A 15,996-nucleotide genomic window follows, 5' to 3' on the forward strand; every position below is an offset into this window, starting at 1 on the left:
ACACGCCCGTTTTATTTATTCAGGAAAATCCTATGACAATTACAATCGGCGATACCATCCCTGCAGCCAATCTCATGGTGATGGGCGAAAGTGGCCCAGGCGGCGTAACCACCAGCGAACTGTTCGATGGAAAAAAAGTACTTCTTTTTGCAGTGCCCGGAGCATTCACCCCCGGCTGTTCCATGACTCACCTACCCGGCTACGTAGCCCATGCCGATCAAATCAAAGCCGCCGGCATAGATAGCATCATCTGTTTGTCAGTTAACGATGCCTTTGTCATGGGAGCTTGGGGCGAGGCACACAATGCCGACCACATAACAATGCTGGCTGACGGTAATGGTGAGCTCACCAGCAAGCTTGGCTTAGAGCTTGATGGCAGCGGATTTGGGCTGGGCACACGTTCGCAACGCTATGCCATGGTTGTCGACAACGGCACTGTGACGCACCTCAACATCGAAGAAGGTCCCGGTGTGGACGTGAGTTCCGCTGAGACCATGCTAGCGCAGCTGTAAATCAGCCGTAGCCATCGTTCGGGACGTTTACCACGCGAACGATGGCTATCTACGCAGCGTCATTGCCTTAATGATGCCCTCGTTGCTACTGCGGCAGCAGCCACCATAACCCCAACGACACCACAAATGCTCCCACTAGGTTGAGCAGCAGACCCTCCCGAAACATTGTGCTTATAGCGACCCTGTCGGTACCGTAGATCACGGCGTTGGGGGCCGTCGCTACGGGCAACATAAAGGCGCAGCTGGCACTCATCGCGGCCGGCACCATCAGCAATAAAGGCTCCACTCCCGCGGCAATCGCAGCAGCGGCCAAGATTGGCATTAACAGCGCCGTTGTCGCCGTATTGGAAGTGGCTTCGGTCATGAAAGTCACCGCAAGGCAGACAAACAGCAGCATGAGATAGATCGGCAAGTTAGCCAATGCCGCCAGAGCCTCGCCGGCGAATGCCGAGAGGCCCGACGCCACAAAAGCGCTCGCCAGGCAAATACCCCCTGCAAACAACAATAAAACCCCCCAAGGAATACTGGCAGCTGTCTGCCAGGTAATCAGCGGCGCTCCTTCATCATCTCGTGACATAAATAAAACGATCACCGCCAAAAAGGCCACTGAAGCATCGTTGGCACTAGGTACACCCAGCAGCTCTCGCCAGCCGCCAAAAGGCTGTGCCCGCGTCATCCACATAAAGGCTGTGACACCAAAGATCATGAAAACCCTTTTTTCAGCACTGTGCCATGCCTTTGCATCGGGCAGGGTCACCTTGATTTTTTCAGGCAAAGATCGAGTCAACCAAAGCGCCGCAACGGCAATCATAGTCGCGACAATTGGCACCCCCCATGACATCCACTGGATAAAGCCAATGGTCAGCCCCGTTGTATCCTCGTACACCTGCATAAAAATTAAATTGGGCGGCGTACCAATCGGGGTCCCCATCCCCCCGATAGAACATGACCAAGCCAGGCCAAGTAACAGCGGTGCGGCCAAGCGCTCCTTCTGTTCGGCACTATCGAGAACCGCCAATGCAACCGGCAGCAGCATCAAAACAGTGGCAGTATTAGAAACCCACATGCTCATTACCGCACCCGAAACCATAAAACCCAGCACCAAACGACGGGGGCTGTCCGACCCCACCAGGCGAATGACGCCTAGGGCTACCCGCTCATGGGCGCCGGTAGACTCCATCCCACGGGATAGAATAAAGGCGCCCAACAACAGTAAAATAAGGGGCGAGCCATAGGCAGCCCCCGTTTGAGCTGGGGTAAGCACCCCAAACATCGGCATCAAAGCGAGGGGTAATAAAGACGTAACGGGAATGGGTATGGGCTTGAAAATCCACCAGACTATGCACAAGGTGGCCGTCACTGACGTGACAACCATGTCCTGAGAAAGCCCGTAATGAAGCTCTAGCAATGCCATCAGGGCTGCCAGAATAAGGCCGGGAACAACGGATGTGTTTGGGTTTAGCACTTTTTAATTTAAACGCCCGATTAACGAATACTCGATACTGAATCAAAGCTAAGAAAGTGTACACTCTCGCGATGACTCAAAGCACTCCCCTACAATTAATTGACAGCTTTAATCGCCGCATTGATTACGTGCGCCTGTCGGTAACCGATCGGTGTGACTTCCGCTGCACCTACTGTATGGCAGAAGAAATGACGTTTTTGCCCCGCAGCAAGGTACTGAGCCTCGAGGAAATCGCGCGTATTGCGCGGGTATTTGTCCAATTAGGCGTTGCTAAGCTTCGTGTGACTGGTGGCGAGCCTTTAGTGCGCAGAGACGTCACCACGCTGTTTCAGGAGTTGGGGTCACTGCGGTCCGAAGACGGGCTGAAAGAGCTAGCCGTCACCACTAACGGCAGTCAACTGGTGCGCTTCGCCCCTGCGTTACGAGCTGCCGGCGTGACCACCCTCAACGTTAGCCTGGACACCCTAGATGCTGCGCGATTTCGGGCATTGACGCGAACGGGCACTCTTGAAGACGTCATCGCGGGTATTGACGCAGCCAGAGAACAAGATTTCCCCCGAATACGCATCAATGCGGTGGTTTTACGCGGTAGTAACGAGGGCGACATACGGCCCCTACTCGACTTCGCCTTGAATCGCGGTCTCGATATCGCTTTCATCGAGGAGATGCCTCTAGGGCAAGTCAACCTCGCAGGAAAGCCTCTTGAATACCTGCCTAGCGACACCATCCTTAGCGAGGTGAAGCAACACTACAATCTCAATAGCGAAGCCACACCTGAACACAGCGGGCCCGCCCGATACTGGCGGGTCGATGGTTCATCGAGCCGTATGGGCCTAATATCGCCCCACAGCAATAATTTCTGCGCCAGCTGTAATCGGTTACGAGTGACTGCTGAGGGGCAACTCCTTCTGTGCCTAGGCAATGAACACTCCATCAGCCTGCGCGACCTGCTTCGTGACGGCGCTAGCGATTTTGAACTGAGTAGCGCGATTGTTGCGGCATTAAATGACAAGCCCGAGCAACACGTTTTTGACCAACCAGACCAACCCCAAATCATGCGCTTCATGAATGCTTCGGGCGGCTGAACACTTAGGATATAAACTTGGACACCACCTTATACCCCCAACTCGATGACGTGAATGCCATCAGCACCGCCTTTGGTGAAGCTGGCTACATTTGCACGCCTAGAATCGCTACGGTCGTTTACCTTGCTGCAGCACTCAACAAACCGATTTTGGTTGAAGGCCCCCCCGGGGTTGGTAAAACTGAATTGGCTAAAACCTGTGCCGAGGTAATCGCAAAGCCTTTAGTCAGGCTTCAATGCTACGAGGGACTGGATGAGGCAAAAGCGCTGTACGAGTGGAAGTATGGCAAACAGCTGCTCTACACCCAAATACTCAAGGAGCAATTAGGCGACATCCTCGATGGCGCAAAAGGCCTCAAAGAATCGATACAACGCCTACACAGCACCGGCGATGTTTTTTATGCCAAAGAATTCCTCGAGCCACGCCCGCTGCTGCGCGCTATGGAGCAAGATGATGGCGCAGTTTTACTCATCGATGAAATCGATAAAGCCGATTTCGAATTTGAATCCTTACTACTGGAAGTGCTATCTGACTATCAAATATCCATCCCAGAGATAGGCACGATTCAAGCGCGTTCTAAGCCCATGGTATTCCTAACCAGTAACGATACCCGGGATTTATCGGACGCTCTCAAGCGCCGCTGTTTGCATTTACACATTCCATTTCCGTCCATCGAACTAGAAGGTCGCATTGTTACGGCCCGGGTACCCGATCTTGAAAGTCACCTCAGCGATCAATTGGTCCGTTTTGTACACGCCATCCGCGAGCTGGATTTAAAAAAGGCGCCGGCTATCTCCGAAACACTAGACTGGGCTAGAAGTCTGGTGCTACTGCACGCCAACCAACTCGATGCGGGTTTAGTGCACGACACCTTAAATGTGCTGCTCAAGTACGAGGAGGACATCGTGGAGGCTGAAGGCCAGCTGGGCAAACTTTTGAAAATTGCAGATGGCTTATGACCCCAGGCACTGGAAGCTCTCAGCTACTGGCGTTCATAAAGTTCCTTCGTAGCAAAGATGTTCCCGTTTCCCCCGCCGATACCCTAGATGCGGTGCACGCTGCAGGGCTTTTGGGCTATGAGGATCGCACGAAGCTAAGAGACGGTCTCGCCGCTGTGTTGGCGAAGAGTACCTTTGAACAATCAGCTTACTTAGAAGCTTTTGATCTTTTTTTTGCACCCCAGCACCCTGACGATAAAACCTCAGAGGGCCCAGAGGCAGAAAATAGCGCTTCAGAATCTACGCAAACCGACGCTCAAAATAACCCCTCGACGAGTACTGAATCGACACCAAGCTTAGACGATCTGCTGCAGAACCCTTCAGCACAGGACGATCCAACCCTTGCCGGCCTCATGAGCTCAGACCTCATGAATGCCCTACAAGACGGTGACGAAAGCACACTGGCTATGGCGATTGAAGCCGCTGCCGAAGCCGCCAGAATCGATGAGATACGCCTGTTCACCCAGCGAGGTCAATTCACCCGAAAACTGCTTGATGCTCTGGGTGAGACCGCCTTGCGGGATGCCGCGATCGAACTTGAAGGTAACCAACCGAAAGCCTTTCAGGAAATTCAACGACTAAGAGAGAGCCTCCGCCACCGGGCCCGTGATCGCGTTGAGCGTGCCTATCTGGTCCACGCCGCCGGCGATACCGAAGACTTTTTGGATGAGGCCCTATCAGAAGTTAGGCTGGCCAATATCAGCCCTCATCAGATGGCGAGAATGCGCAAGTTAATGGATCGGATGGCCCGAAAGTTAGCGAGTCGACACGGTAGACGGCGACGGAAAAAGCGTCGCGGCCAGCTTAACGTTCCGATGACACTGCGGGCCTCTGTAGCGACAGACGGCATTCCTTTTAATACCCATTGGCGGCAGATACAGAAAAAAAGACCCCAGGTAATGGCTATCTGCGACGTAAGTGGCTCAGTTGCAACCTACGCTAAGTTTTTGCTGATGTTCCTTTATGCCCTGCAAGACGTACTGCCACGCACACGCAGCTTCGCTTTTTCTAGCTCACTGGGCGAGGTCACCGACTGGTTCAGCGAACTTTCTGTTGAAGAAGCCGTGTCTCGAGTAAATCGCGTGTACGGCGGTGCCACAGATTATGCTCGTGCTCTGTCCGATTTTAGTGACCTGGCCCTGCAAGACATTAACAAAGCCACCACTGTGATCATTCTGGGGGATGCACGGAACAATAACTCCGACCTCAGGCTAGACCTGTTGGCAGAGATCAAGGCGAAATGTAAGCGTCTTATCTGGTTGAATCCCGAGCCTAGGCTGGCCTGGGGAACCGGCGACTCGGCTATGCTGCCCGTTACACAGCACTGTCACCTAGCGACAGAATGTAATAACCTCAAGCAACTGGAACGTATTATCGACACTTTACTGTCAGCAATGCATGGGAATTAGAACGCCAAATTAGTGCCCGAGCATACTGTGCCTAAACCGAATGGACGCGGGGTGAGCAGTGAGCAATCAGGAAACCACCAAGGACGGTGGGAGGTTACCGCTAACGCGGTCGCTAGAGGCAAAGGTGCTCGCTAACTACACCGGCGAGGCCTTTCAGGACGGTCTGAGGGCTGCCGACCTACTCCCCACACTAGCGCAACTTAACTCCGATCAACCCAACCTACTCAATGCACTTAGTGAGGTGGGCAGTGAATGCCTAGACCGAGACAGTCTGGCCACGCTCTGCTGGATTGACGCCACCTTTACATGTTGGGAGAACAGAGCCACATTGGCTCCCGAAATGCAGCAACTGGCAAATCGTTGTCGACCTTTAGCCGCGGCATTTGCACTAACAGACTCTCGTTTTTTTACTCCAGGAGGCCATGGTTTACACCGCCTTCTCGACGTTTTTTACGATTTCGCCAAAGGTTGGCATAGCGGTCTAGGTAACGCCGGGCTCAAAATGCTAACGACGGCATCAGATGCCGTAGACCGTATTAATGATGACTTCCCCAGCGAGGCACGGGTTGATGAGACTCGGATTTTTTTAGAGCAAAAAATACACGACCACCAGACACACCTTGAAAAACTCGACGCCCTTCTTTTGCAACGGGAATTAGCCAGCTTGGGAAATGATGCCACTCAACAAGCCGTGGCGTGGCTCATTAACACGGCTATAAGCCAAATGGCATTGCCGGGGTCTGTCGCCCAATTTATCGCGTCAGATTGGTACGCGAGTGGGGTGTGTATTGCGCAAGCACAAGGCTTTGAAAGCCCAGAGTGGCGCACATTTATGGATACGACCCAGCTTCTGGTCGATGCCGTTCAACCGGTGAATCCAAACAATGGTGCCGAGCTGCACCGGCTGTACATGGCCATGCAGCAAATTTCGATCACCCTATCAAAGCAATTAGTCAGTTTGCAGGGCGATACTGTGGCCATCGCAGACGCCGTTGGCTTGATCGAATATGCCATGCTGCGAAATTTGCGTGGCGAGGACCTGGGATTGCAACATATTGATCCCGTGATAGGGAGTGTGGGTGAGAGCCTGCCAATTAGCTCCGACGACCTTAAAGCATTGAACCTGATTCCCGGTCACTGGTTCTTAATGCAGACCCCAGAGCAGACGATACGGCTTCGCTTTGCAGGCACACTCATCAACAACCACTTCCTGCTTTTTATGGACCCACTTGGAAACCGCGCGCTGCGCCGATCACTGGTTGAATTCCGATCATTAGTGACCTCAGGCGAAGCCCGCTGCCTAGAAGCCCAAGATAGCTTCTGTCTGGCAATGACCGATGCCATCGAGCTGCACCAACACAGCAAAATCGATTCCTCCCCCCAATCCGAGTCTCAATTCAGTAACGCTGAGAGCCGATCAACCCCACTTGATCAGCCCAACCCGCCCGGAGATCAATGCGTTGCAAACACACACGATGCCCCGAGCGGGAATAAAGCCCCAGAGCAAAGGCCGGCACCGTTACAAACCCCAAAAAAGCCGGCTCCGCGGTTCAACGAGAGCCATTACGACAGCGATGCGATCGTGAAACTACAGATCCCGATGGGTACCTGGCTGGGATTCCATGATCGGGACCCACCTCTGATGGCAAAAATCGTGGCCTGTGATTTGGACAAGAACAGTTATATTTTTACCAATAGGGACGGCGTCAAGATTCGGGAGCTTACTGTTCCCCAGCTTGTTGCACTCATTGATAGGGATATGGTGGACATCCTAGAGCGAAAAACCAACTTTCGTGAATCTGTTAGCCAACTGTTTCAACAACAGGACGCCTTGAACCCCACACACGATGACCCGGCAAAACTGGCCTCAGTTGATATCCTCCAGTGACAACCCACCGGTTTCTCCTAAGCTGCCATCGTCCTTGGCTAGTTTAAATCGCAGTCTCAAGTTATTGCCGGAATCTGCATTTTTCAGCGCCTCTTCCTCGGTAATCTTGCCGGCCTTTACTAAATCAAAGAGCGCCTTATCAAAGGTTTTCATTCCAATATTTTCAGACTTTTCCATCATCTCCTTGATACCCGCAATTTCCCCGCGAATAATCAATTCCTGAATACTGGGGGTACCCAGTAAAATTTCGACAGCGGCTGCGCGCCCACCATCTTTTGCGGGTAGGAGACGCTGGGATACAAAAGCGCGCAAATTTAGAGACAAATCTAACAACAATTGCGAACGCTTCGCTTCAGGGAAAAAGTTGATAATACGGTCTAAGGCCTGATTTGCGTTATTGGCATGCAGCGTTGAAATACATAGGTGCCCCGTTTCGGCAAAAGAGATCGCTTGCTCCATGGTCTCTCGATCACGAATTTCTCCAATCAGAATTGCATCTGGTGCCTGCCGTAAGGTGTTTTTCAGCGCGTTATGCCAGCTTCGGGTATCCACTCCGACCTCGCGCTGATTGACGATAGAACGCTTATGCCGATGTACAAACTCAATAGGATCTTCGATAGTGACAATGTGCCCAGCATTATTGGCATTGCGGTAATCGATCAAGGCCGCCAGAGATGTTGATTTTCCCGACCCGGTAGCGCCGACAAAAAGTAGCAGCCCCCTTTTTTCCATAATGAGTTCAGTGAGCAGCGGCGGCAGCCCCAAATTTTCCCAGTTCGGAATGTCCGTCACGATATGTCTCGCAACAATGGACACTTGGTTACGCTGATTGAAAACATTGACCCTAAAGCGCCCCACGCCCGATATCGAGACGGCAAGATTGAGCTCTAACTCGTTACGGAACTCCTCCCGCTGGGTGTCGTCCATAATTTCGTCGGCGATAACAGCGATTTCACCAGGTTTTAATACGTCTGCAGCAACGGGCCTCAATTGCCCATCAAATTTTGCACAGGGTGGCGCACCCGTACTGAGAAAGAGGTCTGACCCCCCTTGCTCTGCTAAAACCCGCAACCAAGCTTCAATTTTCATGCCCCACCTCCATGTCGGCCAAATTCCATTGAGACTTTTTGCTCTCCGTCTGTACCCCGACGAAGCCAGCACTTACACTTGCAACGCTATTAAACCTGACTGGCGCCTTTAATACATCCCAAAGCGCCGCTGTCTCTGGAGACTTAGACGCCCTTGGACTTACCCCTGACTGCTAAATACGACCTCGTTTCAGGCTCTGGCAAACACTTGTTGGCCGGTATTTGCCGGGGTATAGAAAAAGAAGGGCTGCGCGTTAATGCGTCTACGGGAATGCTTGCCCAAAGCCCGCATCCACCGACACTGGGGTCTGCACTCACACACCCCTCAATTACCACTGACTATTCCGAGTCACTTTTAGAATTTATTACACCAGTGGCCCATGATGTTGAGCTCACACTGGCCCAACTTGATGCAATACACAGGTTTACCGCCTCGCAATTGAACGGCGAGCTGATCTGGGGCGCTAGCATGCCGTGCATCGTTGCTGGCGATCGCAGTATCCCTATTGCCCACTATGGCACTTCAAATGTGGGGCAAATGAAACGTGTTTATCGAAATGGCCTTGGCGTTCGTTACGGGCGAATGATGCAGGCCATTGCGGGAATCCACTACAATTTTTCAATGCCCGAAGCATTTTGGCGCGCAGCCTGGGAGCGTGAGGGCAGCAAGGGATCGCTCAAAGACTTCCAAACCGCCGGCTATTTAGGGCTGATAAGAAACTTTTTCGATCGCGCATGGTTACTCATTTATTTGTTGGGAGCCTCACCGGCAGTTTGTGCCAGCTTTCTAGCGGGCAATCGCGAACACCCCTTAGTCCCCTTCGATGCTAGCGGCACTAGCCTTTACATGCCCAACGCTACTTCGCTACGGATGGGTGATTTGGGTTACACCAGCAACGCCCAGTCCAGCCTCAATGTTTGCTACAACAATCTTGAAAATTATTTGGCAACGCTCAGCAGCGCCATCGTCACGCCACATGCTGACTATGCACAATTTGACGTTACCGAGACTGGCGAGCAAGCACAGCTCAATGACTCTTTGCTGCAAATTGAAAATGAGTTCTACAGTCCCATACGACCCAAGCGGGTTGCCCAATCAGGGGAAGCCCCTGTTATCGCCCTTAAACGCGGCGGTATCGAATACATCGAAATTCGCTGTATCGACATAAATCCCTTCTTGCCCTTGGGAATCGATGCCGAGACAATGCGGTTAATCGATGTGTTTCTTGTCGACGCCATCCTGTCGCAGAGCCCACTTTGTAATGAAGACGGACAACGGCGCAATCAGGAAAATCTGCGCCGGGTTGTTAACGAGGGCCGCTCCCCTGAAGTGCGGCTACTGACGCCTGAGGGCGATCAACCCCTAAAGATTGTTGCCCATCGACTGCTCGACAGTATGTCCAAAACAGCAGAGACCATGGATGCCGAGGCAGGTTCAAACCTGCACCAGCAGGCAGTCAAAGCTGCCTATGCACGAATCGCCGATCCTGAACTCACACCGTCGGGGCGGGTTCTACGAGAGATGCGCGACACGAACACCCCTTTCTGGCAATTAGCGCTCAATTACTCCAAGCGGTGGCAGAAAGACTTTTTAGCGGCGCCACTGGGCCCTATTGAAACAGCTGAATTTCAGACCGCGACAGAGGTTTCATTGCATCAGCAGAAAGCCATGGAACAAGACAGCAAAGAGTCCTTTCAGACGTATCTCGATCGATTTTACAGCCAGTACAACGTGGTAAAAGACTGATCAACACCTCGCAGAATTCCCTGGCAGCCGAGGAGTTCTCAAGAATCTGCAAAATGGCTCCCCGCATCCGTTTATTTAATGCGCCGAACTGGGAAGAACCTGCTCTGCGAGAGGTAACAGAGCCTTACGACTCATACTTTAAAAAAGCCAAAAAAAAGCCCGGTCAATGAGACCGGGCTTTCGTTGTACGCTTGTTACATTGCTGTGCTCAGCGCACAACGGGGTTCATGACTCTGAAGCAACAATGGCGACCAGCTCAACATCAAAAATAAGCGTGGCGTTTGGGCCAATAACTTGCCCAGCACCACCGGCTCCGTAGGCAAGATCACTGGGAATGTACAACTTGTAGGTCGCACCTTCTTGCATCAGCTGCAGCGCTTCGGTCCAGCCAGCAATCACTTGCGTGACGCCAAAAGTCACGGTTTGGCCGCGATCGTAAGAACTATCAAATACGGTCCCGTCAATCAGCGTACCTCGGTAGTGAACCTCCACCTGATCGTCTACACCTGGAGTCGCACCGGTGCCTGCTTTCACGACTTCATATTGAAGTCCTGATTCGGTCACTGTAACACCCTCACGCTGAGCGTTTTCAGCGAGGAAAGCCGCTCCAGCTTCTGAATTTCCTTCAGATAAAGCCGCTTGCTCACCCGCACGCTCGGCTTCCATTTTTTCCTGAAACGCCATCATCTCAGCGGTAATTTCTTCCTCGGTCAGTCGCGCCTCGGCACCCTCAAATGCGTCTCGCATTCCCAGTGCATAAGCATCAACATCCATCGCCATGCCATCCGCGACCATACGCTCACCCATTCGCAGGGCAATACCATAGGATAAACGCTTCTCAGGGGTATCTAGTGTCATGGGGTCGGGCTCCTTAGCCTGTTCCTGACAAGCGGACAAAGCGCTCACCAGAACCGGCGCCATCAAAAAAGTCGCTATGCGACCAGTAGTCATTCGAAACATGGTTTCTTCCTGCAAAAAGTGATCGACGTCTTGTGACATCGTAGAAGGTACACAGCCATTTTAAAGGGAGTGTCGCGCTTGTGCCAGCGTTAACCTACTACCAAGGGTGACCGGCGCTTAAGGGGCGGTAAATACTGGTTAAGATAATAACGCCCCAAGACCGACTATGCGCTGCCGAGGAATTGGTTTCGCGGCAGCTGAGAGCGCTATACCAAGGTTATCAATCACCCTCGACTCTTCCATCAAAACTAGCTCACTTGGCCCAAGTACAGCCAAAGATCCAAAATATAATTCAGCCAAGGCATATTCAGCTTTAATCTCAAGTCGTTGTAGCTGCTGACGCTGGCTTGCCAGGCCATCATTTTCACGCCAAACACGGCGCGTGCTACGCAAAGGAATAACCACACCGTCGAGCCAAGGCGCCGCTGTAGTGGCAAGTGCATGCCGGGCCTCAGAGGTCACCGCCCAACATTGTCGACCCAGCCAGCCCATCAGTAGCAGCTCCAATACGGTGCACCCATGTTCCTCCTGTAATGCCATCATTTCTGTTGCCACCACGGGATCTGTCCACTGCGCGACTGCCCAGCTCCAAAAAGTATCCACGTTGAGGGTATTAGGGGCTGTCATCTTTCTCCTCTGCGATGAGCATTTGCTTCTCTTGTCGCGACAAACGACGCATCTGAGCTTCAAACTGCTGCGCCTCGCTGCGTGAGCTCGCCGACTTTTTCCATACCAACTCCACCGGCCTTCTGACACGCGTGTAGCGCGCACCTCCAACCAGCTCCCCGTTATGCTGCCGCAAGCGCCTTGGAAGATTCACCGTGACGCCACAGTAAAGCGTCTGGTCCGCACAGCGCACCAAATACACCCACCAACACACGGACTCTGGGGGGCATTTTTCATCGGCCCTAGGGGTGCTATTATACGGCATCATCTACCCACCTAATTTACGTTTCTATTTCAGGGAGTCCCTATGACCCAAAGCATCGTCCATGTCAGCGAAGCCACTTTTGACGCTGAGGTATTGTCTTCAGAGCTACCCGTGTTAGTGGACTTTTGGGCCGAGTGGTGTGGTCCGTGCAAAATGATAGCGCCTATTCTCGACGAACTCGCCACCGAATACGATGGGCGTTTAAAAATTTGTAAGGTTGACGTCGATGCCAACCCTGGTATTCCTGAAAAGTTTGCCATCCGAGGCATTCCAACCTTAATTATTTTCAAAGATGGCAATGCCGTTGAGACCAAAGTCGGTGCGCTGAGCAAATCCCAACTTGCTGCTTTTGTTGACGAGTGTCTTTAGCTTTGTCAGCCCCTCTGCTGAGGGGCTACCAATAACAATGTTTTAAAAAAGATAGTTAAGAGGGGCTGGACGCCTCCGTTTCGCAGTGCTAGTTTATAGATGTGGCGCAACCATCCCGGTTGAGCCTTTGTTCCTTTCCAACACTGTCATGCCTCAGGCTACCCACTTAAGTCGGGTGTTTGCGCAAAGCGTCGGATAAGGCCAGACCGTACCTGCAGTGGATTCCCACCACGGCAGCACCTCCTTCTTAATGAATCCGGACTTTACTTGTGGATGAAAACAATAGCTCAATGAGCAACAACGTTGAGGCAGCAAATGCCTCAGAAACACCTGCCGCTACCGAAGCCGCAGCCAAATCGGCCCCTGAGGCTGCGGCGAACAAAACAACAGCCGAACCAACCTCCCCCGATGTTGCTGCAGCGAAAGCGAAAGACGCTCCCGATACCGCCGCCAGTGATAGTGCGACGGAGACTGACGCCGACGCAGGGCAAACCAAAACTCTGAAATTAAATCGCACCGAAGGCGCTGAGACATCAAGTCCCGAGCAGCCAACTCCTGAGGCGACTTCAGAAAACGCGGAAGCCAGCGAAAAAGACAACGGTGGTAATAACAACCGTAGAGGGCGTAACCGACGACAGCGTCGACGAGAACCCAGCACACCCAGTGCCAACCCATTGAGCTTGACCGAGCTAAAAGACAAGCCCACCCAAGAGCTGATTGATATGGCTCAGGAAATGGGCCTCGAAAATATGGCGCGGTCACGCAAGCAGGATATTATTTTCGCACTGCTCAAGCGTCACGCCAAAAGCGGCGAGGATATTTGGGGCGATGGTGTTCTTGAGATCCTGCAAGACGGTTTCGGATTCCTTCGCTCATCGGACTCATCCTACCTCGCCGGCCCCGACGATATTTACGTAAGTCCCAGCCAGATTCGACGATTCAACCTGCGCACGGGCGATACGATTACCGGCATGATCCGCCCGCCAAAAGACTCTGAGCGGTACTTTGCGTTACTGAAAGTAAAAGATGTCAACTTTGAAGTGCCCGAAAGCGCGAAAAGTAAGATCCTCTTCGAAAACTTGACGCCACTCTTTCCCAATGAGCGCCTATCACTCGAAAAAGGCAACGGGTCTACCGAAGACTTGACCGGTAGGATCATCGACCTTGTAGCGCCTATTGGTAAGGGTCAGCGCGGATTATTAGTCGCCCCTCCTAAGGCGGGTAAGACCATCATGATGCAAAACGTAGCGCAGGCGATTATCACGAATAATCCCGAATGCTATGTGATCGTGCTGCTCATTGACGAGCGTCCGGAAGAAGTCACCGAAATGCAGCGTTCGGTGGGCGCCCGGGGAGCTGAAGTTGTGGCCTCGACGTTTGATGAGCCACCTTCACGACACGTGCAGGTCGCCGACATGGTGATTGAAAAAGCTAAACGACTGGTTGAACACAAACGCGATGTTGTCATTCTTCTAGATTCTATTACCCGCCTTGCACGTGCCTACAACACCGTTGTACCGAGCTCAGGCAAGGTGTTAACGGGTGGTGTGGACGCCCATGCCCTCGAACGTCCAAAACGTTTTTTTGGCGCAGCACGAAATATTGAGGAAGGTGGCAGCCTCTCCATTATTGCCACAGCCCTCATCGATACCGGTTCCAAGATGGACGAGGTAATTTATGAAGAGTTCAAAGGCACCGGCAACCTTGAGTTACACCTAGACCGGAAGATAGCCGAGAAGCGAATTTATCCTGCGATTAATATTCGTCGCTCGGGTACCCGCCGAGAGGAACTGCTCACCGGTGAAGATGAACTTCAACGCATGTGGATTCTGCGTAAGTTGCTGCACGGTATGGAAGATCTACCCGCCGTTGAATTTTTGCTGGATAAACTCAAAAACACCAATTCCAACGAAGAATTCTTTAAGTCAATGAAGCGAAAATAAGCGCCGGGGGCAGTAAGCAACAGCCCTCCGCCAGCTGCTATCTTTTGGCCCCTAGCTCCCTAGGGGCATACCAACGCTCCCAGTGAGGACAATTTATGGCCGCACAATTCACCGATTTGCGGGACTTCATTGCCACCCTCGAAGCGGAGGGGCAATTAGTTCGTATTACCGCGGAAGTTGACCCCAACTTGGAAATGACCGAAATCGCCGACCGCACATTGCGGGGCGGTGGGCCCGCTCTCCTGTTTGAAAATCCCAAGGGATACAGCATGCCGGTACTGGCCAACTTGTTTGGTACGGAAACCCGAGTAGCGCGTGGGATGGGAGCAACGTCAACGAAGGCCTTGAGAGAAATCGGTGAGTTATTAGCCTACTTGCGGCAACCCGACCCGCCCAAAGGCATGCGCGACCTCATCGACAAAGCCCCCTTACTCAAAAAGGTCCTGAATATGGGGCCGAAAACCATTAAGCGCCCGCCTTGTCAGGAGGTGGTGCTCGAGGGGGACGCAGTGGACCTAACCACCATCCCGGTTCAAACCTGCTGGCCCGGGGATGTTGCCCCTCTCATCACTTGGCCGCTAGTGATCACACGCGGCCCAGAAAAACCAAGAATGAATCTTGGCATTTACCGCATGCAGCGCCTAGGCCCACGCAAGTTGATCATGCGTTGGCTGTCCCATCGTGGCGGGGCACTCGACTTTAGAGATTGGACACTTAAGCACCCTGGGGAACCCTACCCGGTAGCCATTGCGCTGGGAGCCGACCCGGCGACAACCTTGGGGGCGGTAACACCTGTCCCAGACGCATTGTCCGAATACGCTTTCGCCGGCTTATTACGTGGCAGTAAAACCGAGCTCGCCGAGTGCCTGACCGATCGCTGCAAAGCCAATGATCTTCGCGTTCCAGCTCACGCAGAAATTATTCTTGAGGGATACATAGACCCCGGCGAAGAGGCCGAGGAAGGTCCCTATGGCGACCACACCGGCTACTACAACGAAGTCGAACACTTTCCCGTGTTTACCGTTGAAAAAATGACGACTCGCAAAAACCCTATCTACCACAGTACTTATACCGGACGCCCACCCGATGAACCCGCAATTTTAGGCGTCGCTCTCAATGAAGTTTTCGTACCACTGCTGCAGAAGCAATTTCCAGAGATCGTCGATTTTTACCTACCACCGGAAGGCTGCTCTTACCGAATGGCGGTTGTCACGATTCGCAAGGAATACCCCGGGCATGCCAAGCGTGTCATGTTGGGAATTTGGTCTTTCCTGCGCCAGTTCATGTACACCAAGTTCATCATTGTCGCTGACGAAGATATTAATGCACGCTCTTGGGAAGACGTGATCTGGGCGATGACGACAAGAATGGACCCACGCAGAGACTGCGTATTCATCGACAATACGCCTATCGACTATCTTGATTTTGCGTCCCCTGTCCCCGGCCTTGGGTCCAAGGTTGGCATGGATGCAACCAACAAATGGGAGGGTGAGACTGATCGGGAGTGGGGTGAAGCCATCGCCATGGATAGCACTGTAAAAGACCGTATTGACGAAATCTGGCAAGAGCTCAACATCGAGCTCCCGGGACGTTAAAACACT

At 52.6% G+C, this 15,996-nt stretch carries 14 protein-coding genes; 9 read left to right on the top strand and 5 right to left on the bottom strand.

Translation table 11 applies throughout. The features are described 5' to 3' along the window. The first annotated feature begins 32 nt into the window (after window positions 1-32). Window positions 33-512, top strand: coding sequence for a peroxiredoxin (locus ACMAY6_RS13375; protein ID WP_435212597.1), 480 nt, complete (start codon window positions 33-35; stop codon window positions 510-512). Window positions 513-597: 85 nt separating this feature from the next. Here ACMAY6_RS13375 and ACMAY6_RS13380 read toward each other — a convergent pair whose 3' ends face one another. Continuing rightward, entirely contained in the window at window positions 598-1,941 is a 1,344-nt protein-coding gene (locus tag ACMAY6_RS13380; protein ID WP_435216039.1) for an SLC13 family permease, read from the bottom strand. 107 nt (window positions 1,942-2,048) lie between these two features. Here ACMAY6_RS13380 and moaA point away from each other — a divergent pair, with 107 nt between their 5' ends. The 4 genes from moaA to ACMAY6_RS13400 are packed head-to-tail and all read left to right on the top strand — an operon-like array spanning window position 2,049 to window position 7,357. Continuing rightward, a complete protein-coding gene (moaA, locus tag ACMAY6_RS13385) occupies window positions 2,049-3,062 on the top strand; it encodes a GTP 3',8-cyclase MoaA (RefSeq protein ID WP_435212599.1) in 1,014 nt (337 codons plus the stop codon). A gap of 17 nt (window positions 3,063-3,079) precedes the next feature. After that, the gene (locus ACMAY6_RS13390; protein WP_435212601.1) at window positions 3,080-4,021 is read left to right on the top strand and encodes an AAA family ATPase; all 942 of its coding nucleotides are present in this window, start codon (window positions 3,080-3,082) and stop codon (window positions 4,019-4,021) included. Next, window positions 4,018-5,469 (top strand): VWA domain-containing protein, encoded by a 1,452-nt coding sequence (locus ACMAY6_RS13395; protein ID WP_435212603.1) that lies wholly within the window; start codon window positions 4,018-4,020, stop codon window positions 5,467-5,469. The genes ACMAY6_RS13390 and ACMAY6_RS13395 overlap by 4 nt, the downstream gene beginning before the upstream one ends. Before the next feature lie 58 nt (window positions 5,470-5,527). Next, entirely contained in the window at window positions 5,528-7,357 is a 1,830-nt protein-coding gene (locus ACMAY6_RS13400; RefSeq protein ID WP_435212605.1) for a DUF1631 family protein, read from the top strand. Here the strand turns inward: ACMAY6_RS13400 and ACMAY6_RS13405 are convergent. Continuing rightward, on the bottom strand, window positions 7,337-8,446 hold the full coding sequence (locus tag ACMAY6_RS13405) for a PilT/PilU family type 4a pilus ATPase (protein ID WP_435212607.1): 1,110 nt from the start codon (window positions 8,444-8,446) through the stop codon (window positions 7,337-7,339). The two genes, ACMAY6_RS13400 and ACMAY6_RS13405, sit on opposite strands and share 21 nt — an antisense overlap. Window positions 8,447-8,599: 153 nt before the next feature. Between ACMAY6_RS13405 and gshA the strand changes: the two genes are divergently transcribed. Continuing rightward, window positions 8,600-10,192 (top strand): glutamate--cysteine ligase, encoded by a 1,593-nt coding sequence (gshA, locus tag ACMAY6_RS13410; protein WP_435212609.1) that lies wholly within the window; start codon window positions 8,600-8,602, stop codon window positions 10,190-10,192. 225 nt (window positions 10,193-10,417) lie between these two features. Here gshA and ACMAY6_RS13415 read toward each other — a convergent pair whose 3' ends face one another. The 3 genes from ACMAY6_RS13415 to ACMAY6_RS13425 all read right to left on the bottom strand — a co-directional run bounded on the left by ACMAY6_RS13415 (window position 10,418) and on the right by ACMAY6_RS13425 (window position 12,086). Continuing rightward, window positions 10,418-11,152, bottom strand: a complete 735-nt coding sequence (locus tag ACMAY6_RS13415; RefSeq protein WP_435212611.1) for an FKBP-type peptidyl-prolyl cis-trans isomerase — start codon at window positions 11,150-11,152, stop codon at window positions 10,418-10,420. 138 nt (window positions 11,153-11,290) lie between these two features. Continuing rightward, on the bottom strand, window positions 11,291-11,779 hold the full coding sequence (locus tag ACMAY6_RS13420; RefSeq protein WP_435212613.1) for a TIGR02444 family protein: 489 nt from the start codon (window positions 11,777-11,779) through the stop codon (window positions 11,291-11,293). After that, window positions 11,766-12,086 carry a GIY-YIG nuclease family protein gene (locus ACMAY6_RS13425; RefSeq protein WP_435212615.1) on the bottom strand — a complete coding sequence of 107 codons (321 nt, stop codon included), beginning with the start codon at window positions 12,084-12,086 and terminating at the stop codon, window positions 11,766-11,768. Before ACMAY6_RS13425 ends, ACMAY6_RS13420 begins: the two co-directional genes overlap by 14 nt. Window positions 12,087-12,125: 39 nt before the next feature. Here ACMAY6_RS13425 and trxA point away from each other — a divergent pair, with 39 nt between their 5' ends. The 3 genes from trxA to ubiD all read left to right on the top strand — a co-directional run bounded on the left by trxA (window position 12,126) and on the right by ubiD (window position 15,990). Then, the gene (gene trxA / locus ACMAY6_RS13430) at window positions 12,126-12,452 is read left to right on the top strand and encodes a thioredoxin TrxA (protein WP_435212617.1); all 327 of its coding nucleotides are present in this window, start codon (window positions 12,126-12,128) and stop codon (window positions 12,450-12,452) included. 674 nt (window positions 12,453-13,126) lie between these two features. Further along, window positions 13,127-14,395 carry a transcription termination factor Rho gene (gene rho / locus ACMAY6_RS13435; protein WP_435216041.1) on the top strand — a complete coding sequence of 423 codons (1,269 nt, stop codon included), beginning with the start codon at window positions 13,127-13,129 and terminating at the stop codon, window positions 14,393-14,395. Between the two features lie 95 nt (window positions 14,396-14,490). Beyond that, the gene (gene ubiD, locus ACMAY6_RS13440) at window positions 14,491-15,990 is read left to right on the top strand and encodes a 4-hydroxy-3-polyprenylbenzoate decarboxylase (protein WP_435212619.1); all 1,500 of its coding nucleotides are present in this window, start codon (window positions 14,491-14,493) and stop codon (window positions 15,988-15,990) included. The last annotated feature ends 6 nt before the right edge of the window (window positions 15,991-15,996 follow it).

The organism is Luminiphilus sp. nBUS_16, assembly GCF_051201645.1.
In the GTDB taxonomy this organism is placed as follows: domain Bacteria; phylum Pseudomonadota; class Gammaproteobacteria; order Pseudomonadales; family Halieaceae; genus Luminiphilus.

Excerpts from the sequence above, each read along its gene's own strand:
- ACMAY6_RS13375 (WP_435212597.1), top strand. The coding sequence starts at position 33 with ATGACAATTACAATCGGCGATACCATCCCTGCAGCCAATCTCATGGTG.
- moaA (WP_435212599.1), top strand. The coding sequence starts at position 2,049 with ATGACTCAAAGCACTCCCCTACAATTAATTGACAGCTTTAATCGCCGC.
- ACMAY6_RS13395 (WP_435212603.1), top strand. The coding sequence starts at position 4,018 with ATGACCCCAGGCACTGGAAGCTCTCAGCTACTGGCGTTCATAAAGTTC.
- ACMAY6_RS13405 (WP_435212607.1), bottom strand. The coding sequence starts at position 8,446 with ATGAAAATTGAAGCTTGGTTGCGGGTTTTAGCAGAGCAAGGGGGGTCA.
- ACMAY6_RS13415 (WP_435212611.1), bottom strand. The coding sequence starts at position 11,152 with ATGTTTCGAATGACTACTGGTCGCATAGCGACTTTTTTGATGGCGCCG.
- ACMAY6_RS13420 (WP_435212613.1), bottom strand. The coding sequence starts at position 11,779 with ATGACAGCCCCTAATACCCTCAACGTGGATACTTTTTGGAGCTGGGCA.
- ACMAY6_RS13425 (WP_435212615.1), bottom strand. The coding sequence starts at position 12,086 with ATGATGCCGTATAATAGCACCCCTAGGGCCGATGAAAAATGCCCCCCA.
- trxA (WP_435212617.1), top strand. The coding sequence starts at position 12,126 with ATGACCCAAAGCATCGTCCATGTCAGCGAAGCCACTTTTGACGCTGAG.
- ubiD (WP_435212619.1), top strand. The coding sequence starts at position 14,491 with ATGGCCGCACAATTCACCGATTTGCGGGACTTCATTGCCACCCTCGAA.